Below are 24,751 nucleotides of genomic sequence, written 5' to 3'. Positions count from 1 at the left end.
ACGTGGGATCCGCGCCTTTTAAGGTTGGTCTCATCTTTGGTCCATCCGCATGCGCGTCGTCATTGCCGGAGCCGGTCTTGCAGGTCTTTCCTGCGCCAAGTACCTCGCTGATGCAGGACATACGCCAATCGTGGTGGAGGCCCGCAATGTCCTTGGCGGGAAGGTTGCAGCCTGGAAGGACGAAGACGGCGACTGGTATGAAACCGGTCTGCACATTTTCTTCGGGGCTTATCCGAACATGCTGCAGCTGTTCAAGGAGCTGGACATCGAAGACCGGCTGCAGTGGAAGAGCCATTCGATGATTTTCAACCAGCCTGAGGAGCCCGGCACCTACAGCCGTTTTGATTTCCCCGATCTGCCGGCACCGGTGAATGGAGTGGCGGCGATTCTGGGCAACAACGACATGCTCACCTGGCCGGAGAAGATCAGCTTCGGCCTGGGACTGGTCCCCGCGATGCTTCGAGGCCAGGGCTACGTCGAAGAGTGCGACAAATACTCCTGGACCGAGTGGTTGCGGATCCACAACATTCCAGAGCGCGTCAACGATGAGGTGTTCATCGCCATGAGCAAGGCGCTGAATTTCATCGATCCCGACGAAATCTCAGCCACCGTGGTGCTGACAGCTCTGAACCGTTTCCTCCAGGAAAAGAACGGCTCACAGATGGCCTTCTTGGATGGGGCCCCGCCGGAGCGACTCTGCCAGCCGATGGTGGAGCACGTCGTGTCGCTGGGGGGGGAAGTTCACCTCGACAGCCCGTTGCGGGAGATCAAACTCAATCCAGATGGCTCTGTTGCCGCTTTCCACATCGGAGGCGTGAAGGGCAAGGAGAGCTTCGACCTGACAGCCGATGCCTACGTCAGTGCTCTGCCGGTGGATCCTTTCAAGCTGCTCCTCCCGGAGCCGTGGAGGCAGATGGAGGTGTTCCAGAAGCTGGACGGGCTCCGTGGTGTGCCCGTGATCAACCTGCACCTTTGGTTCGACCGCAAACTCACCGATATCGACCACCTGCTGTTCAGTCGCTCGCCGCTTCTCAGCGTCTACGCCGACATGAGCATCACCTGCAGGGAGTATGAAGACCCCGACAAGTCGATGCTCGAGCTGGTGTTTGCTCCAGCGAAGGACTGGATCGGTCGTCCCGACGACGAGATCATCGAGGCCACGATGGGTGAGCTCAAGAAGTTGTTCCCGATGCACTTCAGTGGCGACAACCCCGCCACCCTGCGCAAGTTCAAGGTTGTGAAAACGCCGTTGTCCGTCTACAAGACGACCCCTGGTTGTCAGCAGTTGCGCCCGGATCAGACCACCCCGATCAGGAATTTCTTCCTGGCGGGTGACTACACGATGCAGCGCTACCTGGCCTCTATGGAAGGCGCCGTGCTCAGCGGCAAGCTCTGCGCTCAGGCGGTGGACCGGCAGCGCGATCAGCTGCCATCATCGACCCCAGTCAAAGAGCCGGTTGCGGCCTGATTTATGACCCTCGCAGCTCGATCTCTCGACGCAGCTTTCGAAGCCTGCCGTCGCGAGACCGCTGAGTGGGCCAAGACGTTCTATCTGGGAACGCTGCTGCTGCCGTTGGCCAAGCGTCGCGCCATCTGGGCGATTTACGTCTGGTGCAGGCGCACCGATGAGCTGATGGACAGCCCGGAAGCGCAGGCCCGTCCCGTCGACGAGCTTGCTGATCGCCTCGATCGCTGGGAGGAGCAGACCCGTGCACTGTTCGCCGGTCGTGTCGACGACGATCTCGGTGCGGTCATGGCTGACACGATCGAGCGTTTCCCCCAGGACATCCAGCCCTACCTCGACATGATCGAGGGGCAGCGGATGGACCTCACCTGGACCCGCTATCCCAGCTTCGAGGATCTTCGTCTGTACTGCTATCGCGTGGCAGGAACCGTGGGATTGATGACCCAGGGTGTGATGGGTGTCGATGGCGCCTACACATCCGCCCCCTGGAGTGCGGCGCCGGACACCTCCGATGCTGCTGTGGCTCTGGGCATCGCCAACCAGCTCACCAACATCCTCAGGGATGTGGGCGAAGACCGAGGTCGTGGCCGTATCTACCTCCCACAGGAAGATCTCCAACGCTTCGGGTACAGCGAGGAGGACCTGATGGCAGGCCGCCTGAACGCAGCCTGGCGCGAGCTGATGGGTTTCCAGCTGCAGCGCGCCCGCGAATGGTTTGCCCGCTCGGAAGCAGGGGTGCGCTGGTTGTCCAGGGACGCTCGCTGGCCTGTCTGGACCTCACTCAGGTTGTATCGCGGAATTCTCGATGCAATTGAGCGGATTGATTACGACGTCTTCAACCACAGGGCCTACGTCAGCAAACTGGCGAAATTTGCTGACCTTCCCCGCTCCTTCGTGCTGGCCCAGTCCCGCTGAGGGTTCAGGCTTCCAGCTGGCTGCAGAGACCCGCTTCAGACAGGGGTTTTCTGGTTGGCCAGCAAATCCTTGAGCTTGGAGAGCTCGCCTGCCCAGCGCGGATCTGGTGCTTCCTCGGCAGGAGCATCGCTGTGAACCACCTTGTTTGCCGCCTTTCGGCCAGCCTGCAGGGGGCCGCCGGGGCCTCCCCGGCGGTTGCCGCCATTGCTGTCCTTGCGTTCGGAGCGTTCCACCCGAAGCGAATTGCCGCCGAACTCCTTTCCGTTCAGCTGCTCGATCACGGCATCCGCCACTTTGGGGTCATCGACGTTGGCGAATCCGAATCCACGGCAGCTTCCGGTTTCACGATCAAGAACCGCCTTGAAGCGGATTCCATCCCCAGCGCTCTTGATCAGAGCATCCAGCTCTTTGTCGTCAAAGGTCTGTGGCAGGTTGCCGATGTACAGGCGGATGCTCATGAAGGAGAGGTGATTGCGATCTGTCGGTGTCGGACCGTCATCGTTGACACCTAGAGAGTTAATCACAGCAGGTCGCTGTGCAACGCATGCCAGCGTTGCGCTTCCTGCAGTGATGCCGCTCGACCGGTCACACGTTGGAAGGCCCGTTCCCGTTTCAGGTGCTCAAGCAGATGCCCAACAACCGGTCCGGGTTTGATGCCCAGTTCACGCTGAAGCGTTAACCCATCGACATCGGCCGCGGGGTGAAACAACGGATCCTGCGGCTCCCGCCAACGCTGGATCCAGGTCGCGCGCTGGTGGAAGGGAAGGTGGAGGATGAAGGCCGGCAGATCCTCCTCCAGCTCGCAATGCAGGCGGTAGCGGTCCTGCTCATCCATGGAGTCCGGATCCTCAGGTCGATTACGGACCCAGCGCCGCAGTGTTCGGCAGCGCTGTCGCAGCTGGCGGCTGGCCCGCAGCTGGTCCAGGCCAGAATCCCCGAGCAGATGCATCAGGCGAGACAGCGGCAGGGCCCGGTCTCGTTCGTCAGGCGTCATTTCCGCGCTCTCCCTGGTCCCGGGGATGGGGCGATGCTGGCCAGCGGGATCGGCCCAGGTGCACAGAAGTTCTAGATCGTCCAGAAGCGGCAAAACTCCATCAGCGTGAGGAGCGCGCACCAGCCGTTGCAGCTCAGCCAGGATCCGCTCTGGTGCGGATTGGCCGAGAAGGTTGCGGTGACGGCGAATCCAGGCTCCGGTTTCTGGGTCCAGCTCGAGGGGGATCTCTGCCATCAGCCGAAGCCCGCGCAAAAGCCGTAGGGGATCGTCTTTGAGGTTGTCTTCGTTGACCGCGACAAGTCGGCCCGATTGAAGATCCCGCAGGCCGCCGGTGGGATCCAGCAATCCGCCTCCGGGGCGCAACGGCAGAGCAATGGCATTGAGCCGGTAGTCCCGCCTCTGAAGGTCATCCACAAGGGTCTGGCCGTCCTGCCGGGCAATGTCGATGGTCCAGCCTCGAAGCACCAGACGACCGATATCCCTGCGCTCGTCCAGTACAACGACCGTTCCGCCAAACGAGGTCGACAGCTGAGCGCTGAGCTCCAGCGCCTTGTCGGTGACCACGAGATCCAGATCGGGGCAGCTGGGCAGGCGATCAATCAGAGCGTCTCTAACGGCTCCCCCGACGAGGGCCGTGCCGTCTGGAAGAGCCTCCAGTGGCAATGGCCATTGCCCAGGGTTCAGACGTTGCCAAACAGTGCTGGCTGCCTCACTTGGATCCAGAATGTCGGTCAACGCGGCTTCAGGAGGCATGTGCATCTGCGTGGACTGCCGCTGGGTTGACCGCTGCCAGGCCTATCACGCGGTTGAGCGCCAGCATGGGGCCGTCCATCTCAACGAGTCGCCTGATTTTCAGCCTGCCTCCCCTCGGATTCACGTGTCCGTGATGGATCTGCCCGATGGTGGCGCGGGGATTGAATGGGATGTGCGGGGTTGTGAGAGTTTTTCCTCAGATCCAGGTCGCTGGCTGCGGTTGCGACCAGGCGAGACCGTGCCGGGATGAGCGACCCTTCCCTGCTGTTGGCCCTGCACAGTTCAACCGAACGGTTCGGCGTGGCTGTTCTCGATCCAACGGTTCTTGACCCCACGGTTCTCGATGCCACGGTTCTCGATCCCAAAGTTGGCGATCCTTCGCATGGCCATGCAACGCTTGGCCCTGCACCGCTTGGACCTACACCGCTTGGCCATGAACCGCGGTGGGCTGTCTTTGAGGACGGTCGTGCCCTTTCCAACACGCTGTTGAGGCGGGTCGAATCCGTCCTGCCGGCGCCCCGTTGGTCTGGACTGCAGGGGCTTGCTGTGGCAACCGGCCCTGGTGGCTTCACCGGGACCAGGCTCACGGTTGTGATGGCACGCACGCTGGCCCAGCAGCTGGGAGTGCCACTTCTGGGCGTCAGCAGTTTCGCTCTGATGGCCGCGCGTCTTGCCGATCGACTACTTGCTCGGCCCGATGCCGGTGAAGGCTTCTGGATCACCCGGGAGCTTCCCAGTCGTGGTGTTGTTGGTGGTTTCTATCGGGTGAACCAAGGCGTTGTTGAGGAGCTTGAACCGCCCCATCTGCTTCAACCGGGTCGCTCTCTCGGCACGATGGTGCTGGAAGCGGATGACAACGTCGAAGCGGACGTGATCCGCTTGCTGAACGAGCTGCAGGCAGCCCTCGCCTGCGGTCGGTCCTGTCCCTGGCAGAGCGTGTTGCCGATTTATCCCACCTCGCCTGTGGGAGTGGTGTGATGGCAGGTGTGCGAACCGGTGTGCTTCTGGGCGGTGGGCTGATGGTCTGGATGGTGAGTGCGGGCCCGTTGGCGCCCTATCGCCAGGCCTTGCTGGATCGCAGTGCACCGCAGCTGGTGCTGGTTCTCGGTGGTGATGTGGACCGGGAGCGGATGGGAGCCAAACTCGCCGGGGAGCTGGATCTGCCCCTGCTGATCAGTGGCGGTAGCAATCGGGAGTACGCCACCTGGCTGGTCCAGGAGGAGGGGCTCGCACCTCAACGGGTCCAGCTCGACTACAGGGCCCAGGACACGCTCGGCAATTTCACATCCCTGGTGGATGAGCTGCAGCAGCGTGAGATTCGTCATGTGCTGCTTGTGACCAGTGCCGACCACCTCCCTCGATCGATGGCGGTTGGTCAGGTGGTGGCCGGTAGCCGCGGCATCCATCTCACAGGGGTCCCCGTGGACTGCCAGCCGAGCTGTCAGGAGGAGGGTTGGATCAAACGCTGGGGGGATTGGTTGCGGGCGGTGACCTGGGTGATCACCGGTCGTGACCTCAAGGACGCAGCAACCCCTGATCCAGAAGGGAATTGATCCGCCGTTGCAGTTCTGCAGTGGTGGCATCGAGATCGGCTCGGCGACGGCCGCTTGGTGCGGGCACGGGTTCGCCGATCCGCAGCTGGATCGGGACCAGGCGAGGCAGGGAGTGCCCCGACCCCAGTGCACGGTGGCTGTTGAGGATGGCGACGGGCAGCAGCGGTGCACCGGAGCGGGCTGCCAGCAGGGCTGCCCCCGGCAGAGGCTGATTCACCCGACCATCTGCCTGGCGCGTGCCATCGAGGAACACGCCGGTGGCCCAGCCCTCCTCCAGCTTGGCCGTTGCGGTGCGGATCGCGTCCCGGTCGCTCGCGCCTCGGCGTACGGGGTAAGCGCCGCAGGCACGAATGATCGAGCCGAGGATGGGCACCTCGAACAGTTCAGCCTTGGCCATGAAGGCCACCGGCCTGCCGAGGGCATGGCCCAGCAGCGGTGGGTCGAGGTGGGATCCATGGTTGGCCACCACCACAAGCGGTCCCTCACGCGGCACATGCTCATGACCTCTGCAGGAGCCACGGAACAGCCCCCGGAAGACCGGGAACACCAGCAGGCTGCTCACCAGCTGGTAGGTGAGGCTCGGTTTCGGGGTCTTGGTGACCAGGGCAGAACGCGTCCCGCTCACAGCCCCAGGTCCGCCGCACCCGCGATCTGCGCGAGGGTGATGCCCGTCGTCGAGCGTTTGGCCAGGCCACTCAGCACGTTGCCAGGTCCGATCTCCACCAGTGTCTGGATGTCAGCGTCCTGGAAGCGTCGCATCGTTTCGCGCCAACGGACGCCGCTGGTCATCTGCTGCTTCAAACGCTGTTTCAGCTCCTCTCCGCTGCGGCTTGGCGTTGGATCACTGTTGCTTAGGATCGGAACCCGGGCGTCCTGGAAGACGACGCGATCCAGTTCCCCGGCAAAGCGATCTGCCGCATCCTGCATATATGGGGAGTGGAAGGCTCCGGAAACCGCCAGGGGAATGGCCCGTTTGCAGCGCAGGTTTGTGCAGACGCTCTCCAGGGCATCGGGTTGGCCGGAGAGAACAACCTGCGCATCGCTGTTGTCATTGGCGATGTGAACACCTTCGCTGGCGGCCACGCGTTCGGTCAGCTCACTCCGATCGAAACCGATCACGGCCGTCATGGCACCACCACCGGCCTTGGCCATCAGTTCAGAGCGGGTTTTCATCAGGTTCAGACCCGTTTCCAGATCAAAGACTCCGGCTGCATAAAGAGCCACCAGCTCTCCGAGGCTGTGACCCGCCAGAAGCTCCGCCTCGCGTCCCTGGGCGATCAGGCTGTCCACCAACAGCGATTCCGTGACGAACAGGGCCGGCTGGGTGTTGCGGGTGTCGTTGAGATCGCTGAGTTCAGCGTCGCCGGCTTCTCCACGGCAGATGGCCAGCAGGTCCCTGCCCAGGACCTCGGAGGCGATTTGGAAACGTTCGTCTGCTCCTGGCAGCTCGATCAGCGGGTCTGCCATCCCCACCTTCTGAGATCCCTGACCAGGGAACACCCAGGCGATCGTCATCGGTTCGTTGCAGCAGAAGTGCCGGAGGTTACGCCGGCCCGCTCCAACGCAACAGAGCAGCACCCCAGCTCAGGCCAGCTCCGAAACCACTGCTGGCGATTCGATGGCCAGCCTGGATGCGACCGTCCCGCACCGCTTCATCGAGCATCAGAGGAATCGTCGCCGCTGAGGTGTTGCCGTAGCTCGCCAAGTTGCTGAGAACCTTGGCTGGCGGGATGGCGAACCGTTCAGCGACAGCATCGAGAATACGCTGATTGGCCTGATGCAACAGCAGCCAGTCCAGCTGATCCGCTCCCAGCTCGGCTTGTTGGAGGAGCTCGTCCAGGATTCCAGGAACTTCGCGAACTGCGAATTTGTAGACCTCCTGGCCGTTCATCTGAATCGGTTGAAATCCACCCTGCTGGTGACTCGCATCCCCAACCAGGGGAGCCCGCTTGTCGATCTGCGGCAGCTGCAGCACATCGCCACGGCGGCCGTCGGAGCGCATCAGGAAGCCGTTGAGGTCGTCACGGTCATCCGGGGAGGCTTCCATCACCAGAGCACCTGCCGCATCTCCGAACAGAACGCAGGAGCGGCGGTCATCCCAGTCCACCCAACGGCTCAGCTGGTCAGCACCAACCACCAGGATCCTCCGCATGGCCCCGCTGCGCAGGTACTGAGCAGCGGTGATGACCGCAAACAGGAAGCCACTGCAGGCCGCCGTGAGGTCGAAGGCAACGGCGTGATCCGCACCGAGACGACTCTGCAGACGTGGCGCTGATCCGAACAGGTCGTCCGGCGTTGAGGTGGCCAGCAGGATGAGGTCGAGGCTGCCGGCCTCCCAGTCCGCCATGGCCAAGGCGCCGGACGCAGCCGAAGCGCAAAGGTCGATCAGCGATTCCGATGGTCCGATCACACGGCGTGCTGTGATTCCCGTGCGGCTGCGGATCCAGCTGTCGCTTGTGTCGACCCGTTGCCCAAGGTCAGCGTTGCTGATCGAACGGGACGGGGTGGCGCTGCCGCAGCCCCTGAGCAGCACACCAGCGGACCTGAACGGCTGCGCAACCAAAGAGGAGACGGGTACGTGTGGCGTCAGTCAACCACAGCAACTCTGCAATTCCGCCAAGTCGTCCATGACGCCATGACTGGCGGCGGAATGGGCCAGCCGCAGAGCGCTGACAACCGACAGGGATTTGCTGCTGCCGTGGCCGATGACGCAGATGCCATTGACCCCGAGCAGCAGAGCTCCTCCATGCTCGGCATGGTCCAGTCGCTTCTTGATGCGCTTGAGATTGCTTCGCAGGAATGCCGAGCCCACCTTGCCTCGACGTCCACGGGGAAGCTCAGCCCTCAAGACGCCGAGCAGCACGCTGCCTGCGGATTCGAGAAACTTGAGCAGAACATTGCCGGTGAATCCGTCGCAGACGACGACATCAAACTCTCCGGACAGCACATCCCTGCCTTCGCAGTTCCCGGCGAAATGCAAACGTTGTTCGTCACGCAGGAGTTCAAAGCTGCGGAGAGCCAGGTCATTTCCCTTGCACTCCTCCTCACCGATGTTGAGCAGGCCGATGCGGGGGCGACGAACCTGCAGGACATCACGGCTGTAGATGTTCCCAAGCAATGCGAACTGATGCAGGTAGGCGGGCTTGCAATCCATGTTGGCCCCCACATCCAGCACCAGCACCGGTTGACCGGGATCCTTGGTCGGGAACAGGGCCCCGATGGCTGGACGATCGATTCCCTTGAGCCGGCCCAGTCGAAAGATGGCTGATGCCATCACGGCTCCTGAGTTCCCAGCTGAATAACTCGCCAGAGCCTGGCCCTTCTTCACCAGGTCCATGGCGACGTTGATGCTGGCGTCGCGCTTGCGCCGCACGGCTGTCGCCTCCTCATCCATCCCGATCGAGGGACCGCTGGCCACCAGCTCCAGATGACCGTTGTCAATCGCTGCCTTGAGCTGGTCGCTCAGTTGCAGTGTCCTGGCGGCGGCCAGGACCCGATCGTGTTCGCCGATGAATTTGATCTTCAGTGGCAGCCGCTCGATCGCCTGCAGGCAGCCTTCCAGGATCGAACCCGGCGCATTGTCCCCACCCATGCCGTCAACGGCAACCCAGAGCCTGTCGCGTTCTTCGATGGTGTCAATGCTGCCGCCCTGCAGCCGTCGCAGGGGATCAAACACCAAGGGCTGCAGAACGCTGCTCGCAACGGTCCCGGCGCCCGACACCATCGTTCCGGCCACATTGCCGGCGGCGCTGGCGGAGCTGGTGGCGCTGTCGACAAGGGTGGTCACGGTGGCATTACGCCGGTACCAGATCACCAGGCGGCGAATGGCCCGTGGACGGCTGCTTTTGCTCCGCGACCAGTCGGCCGGGGAGCTTTCAGGACCCTTCGGAGGCAACGGAGTCGACGATGCGCTGGAACAGATAACCGGTGCCGCGGGCTGTGAGGATCAGCTCGGGGTTGGCCGGATCGTCTTCCAGTTTGGAGCGAAGACGTGAAATATGAACATCGACCACGCGGGTATCGACATGTCGTTCCGGCGTGTACCCCCACACTTCCTTGAGAATCTCGCCGCGATTGAAGGGCTCGCCTGATCGGCTCACCAGGAGTTCGAGAAGGCTGAACTCCATGCCGGTGAGTCGGATCCGTTCATCACCACGGAACACCTGGCGCTTGTTGGTGTCGATGCGCAGATCGGAGACCTGAATCACGCCCGAGTTGGGGATTCCGGCCACCTGCTCCTTCTCCACCCGGCGAAGCACGCAGCGAATCCGGGCTTCCAGCTCCTTCGGACTGAAGGGTTTCACGACGTAATCGTCGGCGCCGAGCTCCAGGCCAGTGATCCGGTCAGCCACGTCACCAAGGGCGGTGAGCATCACGATCGGAACATCCGATTCCTTGCGCAGCTCCTGGCAGACGCCGTAGCCGTCGAGTTTCGGCATCATCACGTCCAGGACCACCAGGTCGGGAACGCAGTTCTGGAACAGCTCCAGGGCTTCGGTGCCGTCGCAAGCGGTGACGACGTTGTATCCGATCATCGAGAGCCTCGTTTCCAAAATCCGTCGGATCGAGGCCTCGTCATCGACCACGAGGATTGTTTCCTTAGAGGGAGCCGTGGTGGTCATAACGCCTGTGGCGCTTAGTGCTTCTCGCCACACATAAAAGGTTGTTCCCCCGTTCTGTTCACTCAACAGCAACTTTCTTCATAGTTCTCAGTGCCACGCTCCCGCTCCCTTTTCGTCTGTCAGGCCTGTGGTGCCAAGACACGTCAGTTCTTCGGACGCTGTCCGGAGTGCGGGAGCTGGAACACATTGGTGGAACAGACCATCCCCAGCGAGGACGGTCGTCGTCGTCGAGAGGGCCCGGATCCTGCCCAGGCAGCTGCTCCGCGACGCTCCACCGCCATGGCCTCCCTGGACGATCGTCCTCTGCAGCGGATGGCGACTGGCTCGGAGGAGTTCGACCGGGTTCTCGGAGGCGGTCTGGTGCCCGGTTCTCTGGTGTTGGTGGGCGGTGATCCTGGAATCGGCAAAAGCACCTTGCTGCTGCAGAGCGCGTCGGCGATGGCCTCCGAGAGCTCGGTGCTCTATGTCAGTGCCGAGGAATCAGCCCAGCAGGTGAAGCTTCGTTGGCAGCGGCTCGCCGCTGGAGCATCGGAGCTGCAGTTGCTGGCCGAAACCGATCTGGAACTGGTGCTTGAGGAGCTTGAGGCGCTGCGACCGGCCGTGGCGATCATCGACAGCATTCAGGCGTTGCATGACGCCAACCTGACCAGCGCTCCAGGGTCGGTTGGCCAGGTGCGTGAATGTGCGGCGGCGCTGCAACGGCTGGCGAAGCGACAGAACATCTCGCTGCTGTTGGTCGGTCATGTCACCAAGGAGGGCATGCTGGCGGGCCCGAAGGTGCTCGAGCATCTCGTGGATGCGGTGCTCACCTTCGAGGGCGACCGCTTTGCCAGTCATCGGCTGCTGAGAGCCGTGAAGAACCGCTTTGGCGCCACCCATGAGCTGGGCCTGTTCGAGATGCAGGCGGCTGGGCTCGCTGAAGTGGGCAACCCCAGCGAACTGTTCCTCAGTGATGCCCGTGCCTCTGGTGTGGCCACGATCGTGGCCTGCGAGGGCACCCGCTCACTGGTCGTCGACCTCCAGGCCCTCGTCAACGTCACCAGTTATGCCAGCCCGCGACGGACGGCAACGGGGATCGGCACGAATCGACTGCATCAGATCCTGGCCGTGCTGGAAAAGCACATGGGTCTGCCGTTGTCGCGTTTCGACTGCTACCTGGCAGTGGCCGGCGGATTGGAGGTGGAGGAACCGGCGGCCGATCTCGGCGTGGCCGCGGCTGTGGTGGCCAGTTTTCGCGATCTCACCTTGCCTGCGGGCACCGTTCTGATCGGCGAACTGGGACTGGGCGGCCAGTTGCGCCCGGTCGGTCAGCTCGAACTTCGTCTCCAGGAAGCGGCGCGGCTCGGGTTCAAACGCGCTGTGGTTCCCAAGGGCAGTGGTCTGGGACCACTGGCGGCAGGTTTGGATCTGGCCTTGCTGGAGGCCGAGAGTGTCAGTGAAGCGTTGGTCTTGGCTTTGGGTGAGCAGGTGAGGGCGGATGGATGATCGCTTTCGCCGGCGTGAGCTGTTCAGGATCTGGAGGGTGACTTCACCCATTGGAGGGTCCTGTCTGAGCGTCCATGGTCGACTGTTGAGACGCTGAATAGCATCAATTTTGTGTCGTGATTTGTGGTCGCAATGAGGTTGTTGTTTCAACAACGTCCAAAAGTATTTGTGTTGTGGCTTGCTCTTTTCATATCTGGACTATTCAGTTCGTCTGTATGGCTCGGCTCGGCTGTCATGTCTGCTGATGTTCCCGTTGATCTGGACTCCAATCCGCCGCTCGCCGAGAACGATCGTCAGCTTAGGGCCTGGATTCTTGGGCTCTTTAAAACAATCAAGCCCAATGATGAGCATCTAATTTTTTGGAGCTGTCTCTGCAGGATGCTAATTATCAGTATCAATGCCGATATCTAAGACAGGCTGATGGTTCTGTTGATGTTCTGCCTGAGTTGACATCAGATCCAAAAGCGGAAATTCGTGCTTTTGCGTCATGGCATTTGCGGTTTGATCAAAATGCCGACATTGGCATTTATAACGAGCTTTACTTTGAGGAAATTGTGTTGATGCATGGCAAGTCAAGAGTTTATTTTTCGAACCTTCCAGGCATGAGGTTGGGTGCCCTGAGATTTGTCAATTATGGCCACGATGTTGATGCGCTTTGGAAGTACGGAGGTTATGGTTTGATCCCATGGGAGGAGCGTGTACAGGTAATTCGTGAGTTTGATCCACAATCGGAACATTCATTCACGTTCTCTTACTTGAAAGATGGTGAAAGAGAAGTCGGTGTGATCTGCTCAAGTCCTGTTGACGTGAACATCTACGCGGACCATGAACGGCTTTACCACCCAAGTCGTTTAAAAATCTGAACTCTTAGTTGCAGGGAATTGATCAACGCTGGCCTCAGAATTGAATTTTCTTATTAAAATAGATTTTGTTCAAAGATGAATGCGCTGCAAATTATTATCTTTAGAAATTTTTAGCTAGAAATAAACGTCCACACTGCTGCGACCGCTGGATTTCAGCCAGTTTTCAATGTCCAGGTAGCCACCGGGATTGAGGCGAACGGCCTGGGTCCACACATCTGCTGCCTGGTCCAGCCAGCGATCGGCATCGTCCTGTCGGCCCTCCTCTTCAGCAATTCGTCCGCGTTTTTCAAAGATCAGTCCCATGTTCTTGAGGCAGGAAGGCTGCTTGGGGTTCTCCTCAAGGGCCTGGCGGTAGGTCTCGATCGCCCGGTCTTCCTCACCGTTGGACATGTAGATGATGGCCATGTTCTTGAGGGTCTCGCCCCGGTCGGTGGGGTTGTCCTCAAGCTTCAGGCTCTCCTCGTAGTTCTCCAGAGCTTCGGCGTAATCACCGTCATTCTGGGCTGACAACCCGTCTCGGTAGTAGACGTAAGCCTCCTTGGAGCGGGCGTTGATCGGCAGCAGCTTGACGATGAGATCTGCCATCACCGTGAAGCTCTTGTCGATGAAATTGTCGTTTCGGTTGCTGCGAGGCACGATGCATGGCTGGCTGACCCCCATCCTGACGCTGTTGTGGCCCGACCTAGCGTTAGGGAAGAGACGAATCCTCCGTGAGCCCGGTGCTTCAAACGGTTGTCCTCGATGTGGAAGGCATGAAGTGCGGCGGTTGCGTGCGGTCTGTGGAACGCACGCTGCTGGAACAGCCGGGTGTTGAAAGGGCTGACGTGAATCTGGTGAGCAGAGCCGCCTGGCTGGATCTCGCTGATTCAGAGGGGAGTGTCGAAGCCGTGCTGAAAGCACTGGCTGATCGTGGCTTCCCAGCTCGTGAGCGCTCGCTCGAGCCTGTTTCAGGCCCCTCGGCTGCAGAGGATGTCAGGGGTTTGAACTGGTGGCGTCAGTGGCGCCAGCTGATGGTGGCCCTGGTGTTGCTGCTGTTGTCCGTCCTTGGACACCTCAGTGAGGCGGGTCATCTCTCTCTTCCGCTGATCGGTCGCTTGCCGTTTCACGCCACGCTGGCCACGGTTGCCCTTCTCGGCCCGGGTCGACCGATCCTTGTCGGAGGCTTCAAAGCCGCGCGGGCAGGGGCCCCCAGCATGGACACCCTGGTGGGACTGGGGGTCAGCAGTGCCTATCTGGCCAGCCTGGCTGCCCTGATCTGGCCGTCCGTTGGCTGGCCCTGTTTCTTCAACGAGCCGGTCATGCTGCTGGGCTTTGTGCTGCTCGGGCGTTTCCTGGAGGAGCGGGCTCGCTTCCGAACCGGTCAGGCCCTGCAGCAGCTGGCTCAGCTACAGCCCGATACGGCACGACTGTTGATGGCGGACGGCGTCATGCGTGAGGTGCGAGTCGGAGCCTTACGCCCCGGGGAGCGGGTTCAGCTTCTCGCCGGTGATCGGGTTCCGGTTGATGGTGTGGTCGTCGAGGGATGCTCGGCCGTGGATGTGTCGAGCCTCACCGGTGAGCCTCTTCCGCTCGATGCTTCGCCTGGAACGGAGCTGGCCTCGGGAAGTCTCAATCTTGAGTCGTCCCTGGTGATCGAGGTCACCAGGGTGGGCTCCGAAACCGCCCTGGCCAGGATCATTCGCCTGGTGGAGCAGGCCCAGGCTCGCCGGGCTCCGATTCAGGGACTCGCCGATCGTGTGGCAGGCCGTTTCTGTTACGGCGTGATCGCTTTTGCCATCGCCGTCTTTCTGTTCTGGTGGCTGATCGGTGCTGAGCTCTGGCCCCAGGTTCTGCATGCTTCCTCCCCTGGGATGGTCCACGGTCATGGCCATCAAGCCGGTCTGGGAAGCGGTGCGGAGACCTCCATCGGGCTGGCCCTTAAGCTCGCCATTGCCGTGCTGGTCGTGGCCTGTCCCTGCGCCCTCGGACTGGCAACGCCGACGGTGATCACCGTTGCCACGGGTCTGGCGGCCCGCCGTGGCTGGCTGTATCGAGGCGGCGATGTCATCGAAACAGCAGCCGCTGTCAAACAGGTGGTGTTCGACAAAACAGGCACGCTGACTCTCGGCCGTCCTCTTGTGACGGCTGTCCATGCCGAGAACCCGAATCATCTTCTGCAGCTAGCTGCCAGCTTGGAGAGCGATAGCCGGCATCCCCTGGCCTATGCCCTCCTGCAGGAGGCTCAGCGCCGTGAGCTCGACCTCCTTCCGGTGTCCGATGTGCGCACGGTTGCCGGTGAAGGTTTGAAAGGTGTCGTCGGTCGTGACCTTGAGGTTTGTGTCGGTCGTCCCGAATGGTTGACCGGCCAGGGACTGGCCTGGTCAGACCCGTTCTCTTTGATGCAGCAGGAGTCTGGCGGGACCCCTGTCACCGGAACTGTTGTGGCGGTTGCGGAGGGGACCAGCATTCTTGGATTCGTCGAGATTGAGGACCAGCTGCGTTCGGATGTCTCCATGGCGCTGAAGCAGCTGCGCGATCAGGGCCTCGAACTGGCGATGTTCAGTGGTGATCGGGAGTCGGCGGTTCGACGGTTGGGTCAGACCCTCGGCTTCTCCGAAGAAGAGCTGGGATGGCAGATGCGCCCGGAGCAGAAGCTGGCACGCCTTGAGCAGCTCCGCCGGGAGCAACCGGTGGCCATGGTGGGTGATGGCATCAACGATGCCCCGGCGTTGGCGGCGGCAGACCTTGGCGTCGCCATCGGCACCGGCACCCAGATCGCCCAGGACACAGCTGGGATGGTGCTGTTGGGAGATCGGCTGGACAATCTCCCGGACGCCCTGCGACTGGCTCGACGCACCCTGGCGAAAGTGCGTCAGAACCTGTTCTGGGCCTTCGGCTACAACCTGATTGCTCTTCCGATTGCCGCTGGGGTCTTGCTGCCAAGCCATGGTCTGCTGCTGTCACCACCCCTTGCGGCATTGTTGATGGCTCTCAGCTCGATCACGGTCGTCGTTAATGCTCTGGCTCTGCGCCCGGCATGACGGGTCGTTTGATCGTTCTCGACGGGATCGATGGTTGTGGGAAATCGACGCAGCTTCAACGTCTTGCCGATTGGTTGCCTGGAAGCGGGTTGATGCCAGAGGGTTCAGGTCTGATCTGCACCCGTGAACCTGGTGGGACGGCTCTGGGGCAGGCGGTTCGGCAGCTTCTGCTCCACACAGCCGCCGATCAGGCTCCCTGTGCGAGGGCCGAGCTGTTACTCTACGCCGCCGATCGCGCGCAGCATGTTGACACCTTGATTCGCCCGGCTCTTGAGCGAGGCGACTGGGTTCTGAGCGATCGCTTTGCCGGTTCGACGCTGGCGTACCAGGGTTATGGGCGGGGGCTGGATGCTGCTCTGATCCAGCAGCTTGAGCGCATCGCCACCGCTGGCCTCATCCCCGACCTGACGTTCTGGCTCGCGCTTCCCGTCACGGAAAGTATCCGTCGACGGCACGGGCTTGAAGAGGACCGGATTGAAGCGGAGGGGCGCCCATTTCTCGAGCGCGTCGCCGCCGGTTTCGAAACCTTGGCCAGCCAGCGCGATTGGTGTCGAATCAATGCGGATCGTGCATCCATGGACGTGACCTCCTCACTTGAGCAGGTCCTGCATCAGCGCTTCGCATGACGATCACAGGACTGTTCAATGACCTGATCGGGCAGCCGCTTGCCGTGGATCTTCTGCAGGCGGCTCTTGATCAGCAACGCCTGGCTCCGGCCTACCTGTTTGCAGGTCCAGATGGCGTGGGGCGACGGCTGGCGGCTCTGCGCTTTCTGGAAGGGGTTCTTGCGGGAGGTGCCCCGTCGTCTCGGGAGCGTCGACGACTGTTGGAACGCAATCATCCCGATCTGCTCTGGGTGGAGCCGACGTTTCAGCATCAGGGACGTCTTCTGTCCAGAACCGAGGCAGAGGAGGCCGGCGTGTCGCGCCGTTCGCCACCTCAGCTGCGACTGGAGCAGATCCGAGGAGTCGCTCGTTTCCTGGCGCGTCAGCCGGTGGAGTCCGCCCGCGGCATGGTCGTGATCGAGGCGTCTGAGGCGATGGCTGAAGCTGCAGCGAATGCCTTGCTGAAGACCCTGGAGGAACCGTGGCATGGACTGCTGATCCTGCTGACAGCCGCGCCCGAGCGTTTGCTCAGCACGATCCGTTCCCGCTGTCAGCTGATTCGATTTCTGCGTCTGGATCCAGCGTCAATGCATCAGGTCCTGCAGCAATGTGGGGCCTGCGCCGATGACCCTGCGGAGCTGCTGGCTCTTGCTGCCGGTTCTCCTGGGGCCTTGCTGGATCATCGCCAGCGTTGGTCTGCGCTCCCTGAGGAGCTGACGCAACGTCTGAGACAAAAGCCGGCGGAGCCCATGGAGGCACTGTCCCTCGCCAGGGATCTCTGCGAGGCGTTGGATGGAGAGCAGCAGTTGTGGCTGATCAACTGGTGGGAGCAACATCTCTGGCACTCAGGTGCCGGAGAACAGTCCCTGCGACGACTGGAAAAACTCAGACGCCATCTGCTGTCGTTTGTTCAGCCACGTCTGGCCTGGGAAGTGACGCTGCTGGATCTCAGCTCGCGTTGACCGGATTCTGAGCGTCAGGCGCTGGCCCGATCGCCCTGCTGAAGATTGCGTTCCTCGCGGGCCATGGCCACGGCGTCCTGAAGGCCTTCGAGCTGCCCGCCGGTTGGAAGTTCCAGGCAGTAGCCGGCTCCATAGACCGTTTTAATGAAACGCGGCTTGCGTGGATCTGGCTCGAGCTTGGTGCGCAGATGACGGACGTGAACCCTGATGGTTTCGATGTCGTCATCGGGTTCATACCCCCAGACTTCCTTGAGAATCAGTGACGGGGCCACGGTCTGGCCATGTCGCTGCAGAAGGCAGTGCAGAAGTTCGAATTCGAGGTGGGTCAGACGAACGGGACTGTCGAACCAGATGGCTTCGAAGCGTTCGGGGACAAGGGTGAGTGGTCCGTAGCTCAGGATTTCGTGGTGGTTGCTGGATCCAACCGGGGCGCGATCGCTGCGACGCAGCAGAGCCTTCACCCGAGCCTGAAGTTCTTCGAGATCAAAGGGCTTGGTGAGGTAATCATCCGCACCGGAGTTGAAGCCGCTCACCTTGTCCTTTGTTCCGCCCAGGGCGGTCAGCATCAGGATCGGAATGCTGGCTGTTCGCTCATCCCGACGCAGTCGCTGACAAAGGGTGAGACCGTCAACCTTGGGCAGCATCAGATCAAGAAGGATTAGATCCGGTGTGTATTGCAACGCCAGAGCCTGGCCTTTGATTCCATCATCGGCGCGTTGAACGTCAAAGCCGCTGTGCTCGAGGTGACCGCTCACCAGGTCACGCATGTCCCGGTCGTCTTCGATTAGCAGGATGCAGGGCTTCATCGATGGGAAAGCGGGATGACTGGAAGAACGGAGAGCGAGAGCTAACGATTCATCGTTGAACGGATTCTCTCAAGCTTTTCTTCTCTCTGCAGATTTTGAGCGGAAGGTGACGTCTTCTCAGAATCTCCGTAACCCACTGGCGCGCAGTCGATTCAGAGAAATCAGCCTTTGCGGGAGTCTCCGTCCTGTTCAGGAAGTCTTCCGCTTCTGGACATCCGTATTCACAAATTTCTCTGATTGTCAATAAAAAAGCCACAGCTCAGGCTGTGGCTTTGAAGCTCCCCGGGCGGGATTCGAACCTGCGACCAATCGATTAACAGTCGACCGCTCTACCGCTGAGCTACCGAGGATTGAAACTTTGAGACCTTACCTGCCGGACCTCGCGGCCTGCAAGCGTTTCCTCAGAGCTCGGCCGTCCTGCCATGGTTCGATCCGACCGTCCTTCATCCGCGCAGCGCCATCGGCCTTGTCCAGTTCCTCAAGGCGATGGGTGATCCAGAGAGCTGTCAGGGGCTGGTCTCTTTGCTGACAAAGCGTCTGGACTGCATCAAGCACCGTGCGTTGGCTCTCGGGATCCAGCAGGGCGGTGGGTTCATCAAGCAGCAGTAGACCGGCATCGCTTGCCAGGGCTCCAGCGATGGCAAGCCGTTGTTTCTGGCCTCCGCTCAAGGTGTGAATCGGCCGTGTCGCCAATCCGCTCAGTCCAAGCTGATTGAGCAGCTCATCGATGCAGCGAATTCGATCGTTCGGTTTTGAGGAGTTTGTGAGACCGAGCAGCAGATCCGAGCTGCAACTGGGCAACAGCAATTGGTGGTCCGGGTTCTGAAACACCATGGCCACCCGATGCGGTGTGCTGATGGTGCCGCTTTGCGCCTGGACCAGGCCGGCGATCAGACGGAACAGCGTGCTTTTGCCGCTGCCATTGCTGCCGACCAGCATCCAGAGCCCCGGACCAGGAATGGTGAGGTCGCAGTTCCGCAGGGCCTGAGAGCCATTCGGCCAGCGATAACTGAGCTGCCGGAGGTTGAGTTCTCCGTCTTCCCGAACCCCTCGAGCCTCAACTTCACCAGCCTGAACATCCCCAGCCCGATCAGGAATCAACGGAAAAACCCGGCCGTTTGCTGCCGCCTGTGGCCGAAGCTTTCTCATAAAGCTGGACTGCCAGAACCTCACCGATCAGAACAGTGACCTTTTTGCCTTCCACCTTCTCGCAGGTGAGCTCCAGAAGTCGCGGCTGGCTTTGCTCGATCGCCTGACGGATCTGCTGGTAAAGGGCTTCGGCATCACCGGCATCCTTGCGTTGAACAGACACCGGTACGGGGCTCATCCGCAGGGCCAGTTCGACGATGTACACGGCAGATCGATCAATGCGTGGCCATCTTCGCGGAACGCGTCAGATTGGTGCGGTATCGAACTGGGCATTTCTACTCATCATTCGGCTCCTTGTACGGAGAGCCGCCCCATTGGCCGAATCACTGCCTAGGCTCATGATGTAACGCTTCATGAAGCACGTCTCATGACGATCGCTGTAGGACGCGCGCCACAGCGGGGATGGTTCGACGTCCTCGATGACTGGCTCAAGCGCGACCGCTTCGTTTTTGTCGGCTGGTCCGGCATTCTTCTTTTCCCAACGGCCTACCTGGCCATCGGTGGCTGGCTGACCGGCACCACCTTCGTCACCTCCTGGTACACCCACGGCATTGCCTCTTCGTACCTGGAAGGTTGCAACTTCCTCACCGCTGCTGTCTCCACCCCCGCTGATGCGATGGGTCACAGCCTGCTGCTGCTCTGGGGCCCTGAGGCTCAGGGCGACTTCGTGCGCTGGTGTCAGCTCGGTGGTCTCTGGGCCTTCGTCGCCCTGCACGGCGCCTTCGCCCTGATCGGCTTCATGCTGCGTCAGTTCGAGATCGCCCGTCTCGTCGGCATTCGCCCCTACAACGCCATCGCCTTCTCCGGCCCGATTGCGGTGTTCGTCAGCGTCTTCCTGATGTACCCCCTCGGCCAGAGCAGCTGGTTCTTCGCTCCCTCCTTCGGGGTGGCAGCGATCTTCCGCTTCCTGCTCTTCCTCCAGGGCTTCCACAACTGGACCCTGAATCCCTTCCACATGATGGGCGTGGCCGGCATCCTCGGCGGTGCTCTGCTCTGTGCCATCCACGGCGCAACCGTGGAGAACACCCTGTTTGAGGACGGCGAGCAGGCCAACACCTTCAAGGCGTTCGAGCCCACCCAGGAAGAAGAGACTTATTCCATGGTCACCGCCAACCGCTTCTGGAGCCAGATCTTCGGGATCGCCTTCTCCAACAAGCGCTGGCTGCACTTCTTCATGTTGTTTGTCCCGGTGATGGGCCTGTGGACCAGCTCCATCGGCATCATCGGTCTGGCCCTCAACCTGCGTGCCTATGACTTCGTGTCACAGGAAATCCGCGCTGCTGAGGATCCTGAATTTGAGACCTTCTACACCAAGAACATTCTTCTGAATGAAGGTCTGCGTGCCTGGATGGCACCGGCTGACCAGCCACACGAAAACTTCGTCTTCCCTGAAGAGGTTCTGCCCCGTGGTAACGCCCTCTGATCAATTCGATGATCGATGATGCACTTAAGGGGGCTTTGCCCCCTTTTTTGTTGGTCATTTCATCTTGGACTTGATGACTGCTTGAGATTGAGCATCGACCGACAGAGAAAGAACAATGTCTTTCCAAGAACATCGATTAAGACCGTCGACAGAGTTGCAAACCTGAAGGCCAGCGTTGACAGATCCAGCCACGTTGTCGAACGTCCTCCAGCAACGTTGTTTGCAATGTCGTTGATGAACCCCAACCTGGGTCGTCTGGGTTCAGCAGCAGAATGGTCCAGGTCGAGGAATCGAGATTGCGTCGATGTCCTTTTTTGGGAAAGGCGACATGGCTTCGCTCACTCAGTTGTGGAACCAGGTAGCTCGTGGTCAGTACCTGGTCGTGAGGTTGAATCCCGCTGATGGCCTCCTGTGCATCGTTCACCATCGGCAACCGACTGAGATAAGGCCCGCTGAAGAACCAGGGTTTGGCCAGGGCCAGCCAGCAGACCACAGCCCAGCCCAGGGCCCAGGAAAACCCACGACCTGCTCTTGGTTGTTGGGACATGCCATCGATGACTGCAACCACCATCACCACGGCCAACGGGAGGCTGTAGTGATGAATCAGGGTGCGGTAGCTGGGCGACGCTGACAGCAGGTTCACCAACAGCAGCGGAAGGGCGATCGTCAGCGTCGGCAGTGAACGCATCCGCCACAAGCCGACGCATGGCAGAGAGAGCAGGACGACGTAAAGCACACCCCCGCTCCAATCGAGACTCTGCACAACCAGCAGCGGGTCGCCGCTCAGATGGCTGAACATGCGGCTGGCGGCCTTGGGCCCTTCGCCATCGCGCAGCAAGGGGTAAAGCCAGCGGCTCAGCATCAGCATCCAGGCGAGCGAGAGCCCTGCAGCTGACGCACTCCATCTCCAACGGCGTCGCCAGGCCAGATCGAGAGCCATGCCAGCGACGATCAAGACCAGTCCGTCACGGGCCCCCAGCAGAAGCACCAGCAGCAGCAGCCAAAGCCGGGGGCGTTCGGCCCGTTCGCTCCAGAGCACCAGGGCGATCAGAGGCATCACCCAGGTTTCCGGGTGAAAGTCAAACAGGTTGGTGTTGAACACCACGGGTTGCAGCCACCAGAGGCCGCAGATCAACCAGCATCCCCGTGGCCTCAACCCTGCTTGTTTGGCAAGCCACCACAACGGAACCGCTGTGAAGCTCAGTGCGAAGGCCTGGCTGGCCAGCAGCCACTGCACAGATGGGAACAGGCTGTAGGCCGCCCCGGCGAAATACAGCAGCCAGGCACCGTGATCGGCCAGCACATGGACCTGTTCCATCGATGAGATCGGCGGTCGCCCCTGACCGATCAGCCAGGCCCATTGATCGAAGAGACCAAGGTCGTAGGCATTGCTCTGCAGAAGGTAGTGGCGTGTTGCAGCACAGAGCCAGAACAACAGGCCGATCAGAACGGCAGCAAGAATCAGAAGGGAGGCACCGCAGACGGGTGATCGTCGTCTTGTTTCAGCGGCGGGAGCTGAGCTCATCGAGGGGGATCAGATAGGTCTGGCTGTCGTCATCCACCCAGGCTCCAGGACTTGTCGCGGCCATGTTTCTCAAGGAGCGTTCCCGTCCCTCTGGCATCGGTTTGTACATCTTGTCCCAACGAAAACTGCCTGCCAGGTGGCTGGCGCCCTCCTCGCTCCATTGCTGAAGACGTTCTGGGGTCAGTTGTTTGCTGGAGATCAGCCATCCCTGTCGCCTTGCCAGGTTCAGCAGGGTGGGGTCGGTGCTGGTCACGCTGACAATTCGCTGTTCGCTGGGAAGTTCCCGGCGAATTTTCAGGGCCAGAGGCATCCAGTCCCGGGCCTGGCGTTGTTCCAAGGCCCAGTAATCGGCAGACAACACCGCCAGACTCACGACCAACCAGAGACAGATCAAGCTGCGCGGTTGCCAGCGGCGGCGTTGTTGCTGCCATCGTTGCCAGCCAAGACCCATCAGGGGGCAGGCGAACAGCAGCAATGGCAGTTGGTAGTACTCATGAATGCTGCTGGAGCGCATGGTGGCGAGGGTGCAGAGCAGCACCCCAAGCAGACCGCTGATCGCAATCCGTCCTCCTGAACAACGCCGTCCGATCCAGATGCCACCGATCAGGAAGGGCACGCCGGCAATCGCCAATAAACGCAACGCCACCCTGATGCTGAGGTTGAACCAGGTCTCGAGATCCAGAAGCAGGCCAAGGCTGCTGCGATCACTGCCGCCGCCCCAGAACCCGAACGTCAGCCCACTGTTCTGTCCCAGTTGATAGGCGTGGGCATACCAAGCAGCGATGGCTGCCAACCCTGTGCCGACGTACACCCAGAAGCCTGGCGAGCGCAACAGGGTTGGCAGGCGGTTGAACAAGCCTTTCGGCTCGGCTGCACCATCCCTCGCATCCCGGCTGAGCTCCAGCATCAGAAGGGGTAAGCCCAGCCAGAGCAGAGGGATCACCTTGATCAGGCCGGCTCCCGTGAAACAGACCCAGCTCAACAGCAGGGCCCAACATGCTCCCTGTGTCTTCCAGAGTTCGTGAGCGACCAGGCAGCCAGCTGCCAGGAGCAGCAGCAGGGCTTCCGCCTGAAAGGTCCGCCCGTAGTACACACCAAGCGGCGCGATCGCAAAGAACAGCCCGGCCCACCAGCCTTCCTGAGCACCGAACCAGCGGCGTCCCAGCCGCATCACCAGCCCGATGGTCAGGACGCTGAAGAGCACGGAGAGTCCGCGCCCCAGCCATTCCTGGACTCCGGCCAAGAGATAAAGACGGCTCACCAGAAACGGGTAGAGCGGAAATTCCGATTCCACATAGCCCGCAGAGGCACCGGCCCAGTCGATCTGGGGTAGCCAGATCGGGGAGTTGGCGGTGGCGAAGTGGCGAGCCATCGCAGCGGTGTCGGCCTGCCGCCAGCTGTGGACGCCGACAATCGGCATCCACAGCTGGATGAGCCGCAGCAGCACGCCTACCCCGATTGGCAGCCAGGTCACGGTGAGTTCCAGACGAAGCGGGACGACGCCGCGTAATTCCAGATGTAGACCACCACAATTCCGGCCAGCTGGGCCCAGATGGCGTGGGCATTCACCAGGGTGTAGAAGCTGGTGGCCAACCCCACATTGGCCAGGGCGGGCAGTGAAGCCACCAGCAGGAACTTGAGCAGTCCGCGCAGGAGCCTTGCACCCCGTTGGCGGCGGTCCCGGAAGGTGAGGGCGTTGTTGATCAGATAGTTCGAACTCGCGGCGGCGATCACCGCGATCGGCAGGGCCCGTTGAAAGTCGAGTCCCAGCAGCGTCATCAGCAATGCGGTGATCGCCAGCTGAACCAGCACGCCGCTGGCCCCCACCAGTCCGAAGCTGATGGCTCGGCGCGGCAGCAGTCTGAGGCTGGCGGTGTGCAGCAGCGAAACAAGGAAATCCCAGAGGATGGCGCTGTCCAGCTTGGAGCTGCCATGCAGGCGGGGCTGAAAGATCAGCGGTATCTCGGCGACGGTCAGCTGTCCCCGGCTGATGGCCAGAAGTTCGTAGAGAAATTTGAAGCCATTCACATCCACCTGGCGGATCAACGGCAGGCAGCGGCTGAGGTTGATGGCCATGAAACCGCTCATGTAATCCGTTAGGTGGCCATACCTGGCCGGCAGGCTTCGGCGAGCCAACTGATTGGCAAGCGTGGATCCATCGGTTCGTCGGTGACTGAGGCCGCGGATCTCCGACTGATCGAGAAAACGACTGCCGGCCACAAGATCGAGCTGCCTTGCATCAAGGCTTCTCACGGCGTCCAGCACGGATGCGGGCTCATGTTGTCCGTCGCTGTCCATCACTACAGCCCTGTGATGAATGGCATCAATCAGGCCTTCCCTGATGGCACTGGCCAGTCCCGAGCGGCCCAGTCTTCGGATGATGCGGATGCGTTGATCCAAGCGAGCCAGGCTGCGCACGGTCTCGGCGGTGCCGTCGGACGAATCGTCATCGACCACCAGGATTTCGAGATCGAAGTGATCATCCAGCGCCAGCAGGGACTGAATCACTGCGGCGATGGACTCAACTTCGTTGAAGGTGGGGAGAATGATCGAAAGGCCTGTTGTGCTGGTCTTCCCCTGCTGTTCCTGCGTGGAAGACACAACCCGCTGC

25 protein-coding genes and 1 tRNA gene are annotated in these 24,751 nt (G+C 61.1%); 11 read left to right on the top strand and 15 right to left on the bottom strand.

Going from position 1 to position 24,751, the window contains the following annotated elements:
• Positions 1 to 49: 49 nt before the first annotated feature.
• Positions 50 to 1,468 (top strand): 15-cis-phytoene desaturase, encoded by a 1,419-nt coding sequence (gene pds / locus KR100_RS13535; RefSeq protein ID WP_038547070.1) that lies wholly within the window; start codon positions 50 to 52, stop codon positions 1,466 to 1,468.
• Between the two features lie 3 nt (positions 1,469 to 1,471).
• Positions 1,472 to 2,380 (top strand): phytoene synthase, encoded by a 909-nt coding sequence (locus KR100_RS13530; protein WP_038547067.1) that lies wholly within the window; start codon positions 1,472 to 1,474, stop codon positions 2,378 to 2,380.
• Between the two features lie 35 nt (positions 2,381 to 2,415).
• On the opposite strand, the gene KR100_RS13525 is transcribed toward KR100_RS13530, so the two are convergent.
• Both KR100_RS13525 and KR100_RS13520 read right to left on the bottom strand, forming a co-directional pair.
• Positions 2,416 to 2,838, bottom strand: coding sequence for an RNA-binding protein (locus KR100_RS13525; protein ID WP_038547064.1), 423 nt, complete (start codon positions 2,836 to 2,838; stop codon positions 2,416 to 2,418).
• A gap of 62 nt (positions 2,839 to 2,900) precedes the next feature.
• The gene (locus KR100_RS13520) at positions 2,901 to 4,133 is read right to left on the bottom strand and encodes a CCA tRNA nucleotidyltransferase (RefSeq protein ID WP_369793804.1); all 1,233 of its coding nucleotides are present in this window, start codon (positions 4,131 to 4,133) and stop codon (positions 2,901 to 2,903) included.
• On the opposite strand from KR100_RS13520, the gene KR100_RS13515 reads away from it, so the two are divergent.
• Genes KR100_RS13515 through KR100_RS13505 form a run of 3 tightly spaced genes read left to right on the top strand, consistent with a single transcriptional unit; the run spans position 4,126 to position 5,680 of the window.
• Entirely contained in the window at positions 4,126 to 4,377 is a 252-nt protein-coding gene (locus KR100_RS13515) for a Ycf34 family protein (protein WP_038547059.1), read from the top strand. The genes KR100_RS13520 and KR100_RS13515 overlap by 8 nt on opposite strands.
• Positions 4,374 to 5,105 carry a tRNA (adenosine(37)-N6)-threonylcarbamoyltransferase complex dimerization subunit type 1 TsaB gene (gene tsaB, locus KR100_RS13510; RefSeq protein WP_038547058.1) on the top strand — a complete coding sequence of 244 codons (732 nt, stop codon included), beginning with the start codon at positions 4,374 to 4,376 and terminating at the stop codon, positions 5,103 to 5,105. Before KR100_RS13515 ends, tsaB begins: the two co-directional genes overlap by 4 nt.
• Positions 5,105 to 5,680, top strand: coding sequence for a YdcF family protein (locus tag KR100_RS13505; protein ID WP_038547056.1), 576 nt, complete (start codon positions 5,105 to 5,107; stop codon positions 5,678 to 5,680). Before tsaB ends, KR100_RS13505 begins: the two co-directional genes overlap by 1 nt.
• On the opposite strand, the gene KR100_RS13500 is transcribed toward KR100_RS13505, so the two are convergent.
• From KR100_RS13500 to rpaB, 5 genes are read right to left on the bottom strand one after another with little or no spacing between them, the layout of a single operon-like run.
• Positions 5,643 to 6,305: a 1-acyl-sn-glycerol-3-phosphate acyltransferase gene (locus KR100_RS13500; RefSeq protein ID WP_038547054.1), complete on the bottom strand. Its 663-nt coding sequence runs from the start codon at positions 6,303 to 6,305 to the stop codon at positions 5,643 to 5,645. The genes KR100_RS13505 and KR100_RS13500 overlap by 38 nt on opposite strands.
• Positions 6,302 to 7,195, bottom strand: coding sequence for an ACP S-malonyltransferase (gene fabD / locus KR100_RS13495; RefSeq protein ID WP_038547052.1), 894 nt, complete (start codon positions 7,193 to 7,195; stop codon positions 6,302 to 6,304). Before fabD ends, KR100_RS13500 begins: the two co-directional genes overlap by 4 nt.
• Before the next feature lie 28 nt (positions 7,196 to 7,223).
• Complete coding sequence (locus KR100_RS13490) at positions 7,224 to 8,243, bottom strand: beta-ketoacyl-ACP synthase III (RefSeq protein WP_204207731.1); 1,020 nt, start codon at positions 8,241 to 8,243, stop codon at positions 7,224 to 7,226.
• A 27-nt stretch (positions 8,244 to 8,270) separates the two neighbouring features.
• Positions 8,271 to 9,575, bottom strand: a complete 1,305-nt coding sequence (plsX, locus tag KR100_RS13485) for a phosphate acyltransferase PlsX (RefSeq protein ID WP_038547048.1) — start codon at positions 9,573 to 9,575, stop codon at positions 8,271 to 8,273.
• Positions 9,556 to 10,302, bottom strand: a complete 747-nt coding sequence (gene rpaB / locus KR100_RS13480) for a response regulator transcription factor RpaB (RefSeq protein ID WP_038547046.1) — start codon at positions 10,300 to 10,302, stop codon at positions 9,556 to 9,558. Before rpaB ends, plsX begins: the two co-directional genes overlap by 20 nt.
• Before the next feature lie 90 nt (positions 10,303 to 10,392).
• On the opposite strand from rpaB, the gene radA reads away from it, so the two are divergent.
• Entirely contained in the window at positions 10,393 to 11,787 is a 1,395-nt protein-coding gene (gene radA / locus KR100_RS13475; protein ID WP_038547044.1) for a DNA repair protein RadA, read from the top strand.
• 359 nt (positions 11,788 to 12,146) lie between these two features.
• Positions 12,147 to 12,650 carry a hypothetical protein gene (locus KR100_RS13465; protein WP_156098128.1) on the top strand — a complete coding sequence of 168 codons (504 nt, stop codon included), beginning with the start codon at positions 12,147 to 12,149 and terminating at the stop codon, positions 12,648 to 12,650.
• 114 nt (positions 12,651 to 12,764) lie between these two features.
• Here KR100_RS13465 and KR100_RS13460 read toward each other — a convergent pair whose 3' ends face one another.
• A complete protein-coding gene (locus tag KR100_RS13460; RefSeq protein WP_369793803.1) occupies positions 12,765 to 13,310 on the bottom strand; it encodes a photosystem I assembly protein Ycf3 in 546 nt (181 codons plus the stop codon).
• A 92-nt stretch (positions 13,311 to 13,402) separates the two neighbouring features.
• On the opposite strand from KR100_RS13460, the gene KR100_RS13455 reads away from it, so the two are divergent.
• From KR100_RS13455 to KR100_RS13445, 3 genes are read left to right on the top strand one after another with little or no spacing between them, the layout of a single operon-like run.
• Complete coding sequence (locus KR100_RS13455) at positions 13,403 to 15,670, top strand: heavy metal translocating P-type ATPase (RefSeq protein WP_051847712.1); 2,268 nt, start codon at positions 13,403 to 13,405, stop codon at positions 15,668 to 15,670.
• Complete coding sequence (gene tmk, locus KR100_RS13450; protein ID WP_038547035.1) at positions 15,667 to 16,296, top strand: dTMP kinase; 630 nt, start codon at positions 15,667 to 15,669, stop codon at positions 16,294 to 16,296. Before KR100_RS13455 ends, tmk begins: the two co-directional genes overlap by 4 nt.
• Entirely contained in the window at positions 16,293 to 17,237 is a 945-nt protein-coding gene (locus tag KR100_RS13445) for a DNA polymerase III subunit delta' (protein ID WP_369793802.1), read from the top strand. The genes tmk and KR100_RS13445 overlap by 4 nt, the downstream gene beginning before the upstream one ends.
• 14 nt (positions 17,238 to 17,251) lie before the next feature.
• On the opposite strand, the gene KR100_RS13440 is transcribed toward KR100_RS13445, so the two are convergent.
• The 4 genes from KR100_RS13440 to KR100_RS13425 form a co-directional block, all read right to left on the bottom strand.
• Positions 17,252 to 18,043 (bottom strand): response regulator transcription factor, encoded by a 792-nt coding sequence (locus KR100_RS13440; RefSeq protein WP_038547033.1) that lies wholly within the window; start codon positions 18,041 to 18,043, stop codon positions 17,252 to 17,254.
• A gap of 278 nt (positions 18,044 to 18,321) precedes the next feature.
• Positions 18,322 to 18,393: transfer RNA gene (locus tag KR100_RS13435), tRNA-Asn, on the bottom strand.
• A 16-nt stretch (positions 18,394 to 18,409) separates the two neighbouring features.
• Complete coding sequence (locus KR100_RS13430) at positions 18,410 to 19,192, bottom strand: ABC transporter ATP-binding protein (RefSeq protein WP_081858928.1); 783 nt, start codon at positions 19,190 to 19,192, stop codon at positions 18,410 to 18,412.
• Positions 19,134 to 19,397 (bottom strand): hypothetical protein, encoded by a 264-nt coding sequence (locus KR100_RS13425; protein ID WP_038547030.1) that lies wholly within the window; start codon positions 19,395 to 19,397, stop codon positions 19,134 to 19,136. Before KR100_RS13425 ends, KR100_RS13430 begins: the two co-directional genes overlap by 59 nt.
• Positions 19,398 to 19,559: 162 nt before the next feature.
• Between KR100_RS13425 and psbD the strand changes: the two genes are divergently transcribed.
• Positions 19,560 to 20,615, top strand: a complete 1,056-nt coding sequence (gene psbD / locus KR100_RS13420) for a photosystem II D2 protein (photosystem q(a) protein) (RefSeq protein ID WP_006041823.1) — start codon at positions 19,560 to 19,562, stop codon at positions 20,613 to 20,615.
• Positions 20,616 to 20,751: 136 nt separating this feature from the next.
• Here psbD and KR100_RS13415 read toward each other — a convergent pair whose 3' ends face one another.
• The 3 genes from KR100_RS13415 to KR100_RS13405 are packed head-to-tail and all read right to left on the bottom strand — an operon-like array spanning position 20,752 to position 24,741.
• The gene (locus tag KR100_RS13415; protein ID WP_081858927.1) at positions 20,752 to 22,140 is read right to left on the bottom strand and encodes a DUF2079 domain-containing protein; all 1,389 of its coding nucleotides are present in this window, start codon (positions 22,138 to 22,140) and stop codon (positions 20,752 to 20,754) included.
• Positions 22,118 to 23,614, bottom strand: coding sequence for a glycosyltransferase family 39 protein (locus KR100_RS13410; RefSeq protein ID WP_239420350.1), 1,497 nt, complete (start codon positions 23,612 to 23,614; stop codon positions 22,118 to 22,120). Before KR100_RS13410 ends, KR100_RS13415 begins: the two co-directional genes overlap by 23 nt.
• The gene (locus KR100_RS13405; RefSeq protein WP_038547024.1) at positions 23,611 to 24,741 is read right to left on the bottom strand and encodes a glycosyltransferase; all 1,131 of its coding nucleotides are present in this window, start codon (positions 24,739 to 24,741) and stop codon (positions 23,611 to 23,613) included. Before KR100_RS13405 ends, KR100_RS13410 begins: the two co-directional genes overlap by 4 nt.
• Positions 24,742 to 24,751: the final 10 nt, after the last annotated feature.

It is taken from the genome of Synechococcus sp. KORDI-100 (assembly GCF_000737535.1).
Classification (GTDB): Bacteria; Cyanobacteriota; Cyanobacteriia; order PCC-6307; family Cyanobiaceae; genus Parasynechococcus.
This window is presented reverse-complemented; position numbering and strand designations above follow the sequence as displayed.

Bases quoted from the DNA above. Each gene is read 5' to 3' on its own strand.
- pds (WP_038547070.1), top strand. From the start codon at position 50: ATGCGCGTCGTCATTGCCGGAGCCGGTCTTGCAGGTCTTTCCTGCGCC.
- KR100_RS13530 (WP_038547067.1), top strand. From the start codon at position 1,472: ATGACCCTCGCAGCTCGATCTCTCGACGCAGCTTTCGAAGCCTGCCGT.
- KR100_RS13525 (WP_038547064.1), bottom strand. From the start codon at position 2,838: ATGAGCATCCGCCTGTACATCGGCAACCTGCCACAGACCTTTGACGAC.
- KR100_RS13515 (WP_038547059.1), top strand. From the start codon at position 4,126: ATGTGCATCTGCGTGGACTGCCGCTGGGTTGACCGCTGCCAGGCCTAT.
- KR100_RS13520 (WP_369793804.1), bottom strand. From the start codon at position 4,133: ATGCACATGCCTCCTGAAGCCGCGTTGACCGACATTCTGGATCCAAGT.
- tsaB (WP_038547058.1), top strand. From the start codon at position 4,374: ATGAGCGACCCTTCCCTGCTGTTGGCCCTGCACAGTTCAACCGAACGG.
- KR100_RS13505 (WP_038547056.1), top strand. From the start codon at position 5,105: ATGGCAGGTGTGCGAACCGGTGTGCTTCTGGGCGGTGGGCTGATGGTC.
- fabD (WP_038547052.1), bottom strand. From the start codon at position 7,195: ATGACGATCGCCTGGGTGTTCCCTGGTCAGGGATCTCAGAAGGTGGGG.
- rpaB (WP_038547046.1), bottom strand. From the start codon at position 10,302: ATGACCACCACGGCTCCCTCTAAGGAAACAATCCTCGTGGTCGATGAC.
- KR100_RS13460 (WP_369793803.1), bottom strand. From the start codon at position 13,310: ATGGGGGTCAGCCAGCCATGCATCGTGCCTCGCAGCAACCGAAACGAC.
- KR100_RS13455 (WP_051847712.1), top strand. From the start codon at position 13,403: ATGAAGTGCGGCGGTTGCGTGCGGTCTGTGGAACGCACGCTGCTGGAA.
- tmk (WP_038547035.1), top strand. From the start codon at position 15,667: ATGACGGGTCGTTTGATCGTTCTCGACGGGATCGATGGTTGTGGGAAA.
- KR100_RS13445 (WP_369793802.1), top strand. From the start codon at position 16,293: ATGACGATCACAGGACTGTTCAATGACCTGATCGGGCAGCCGCTTGCC.
- KR100_RS13440 (WP_038547033.1), bottom strand. From the start codon at position 18,043: ATGAAGCCCTGCATCCTGCTAATCGAAGACGACCGGGACATGCGTGAC.
- KR100_RS13430 (WP_081858928.1), bottom strand. From the start codon at position 19,192: ATGAGAAAGCTTCGGCCACAGGCGGCAGCAAACGGCCGGGTTTTTCCG.
- psbD (WP_006041823.1), top strand. From the start codon at position 19,560: ATGACGATCGCTGTAGGACGCGCGCCACAGCGGGGATGGTTCGACGTC.
- KR100_RS13415 (WP_081858927.1), bottom strand. From the start codon at position 22,140: ATGAGCTCAGCTCCCGCCGCTGAAACAAGACGACGATCACCCGTCTGC.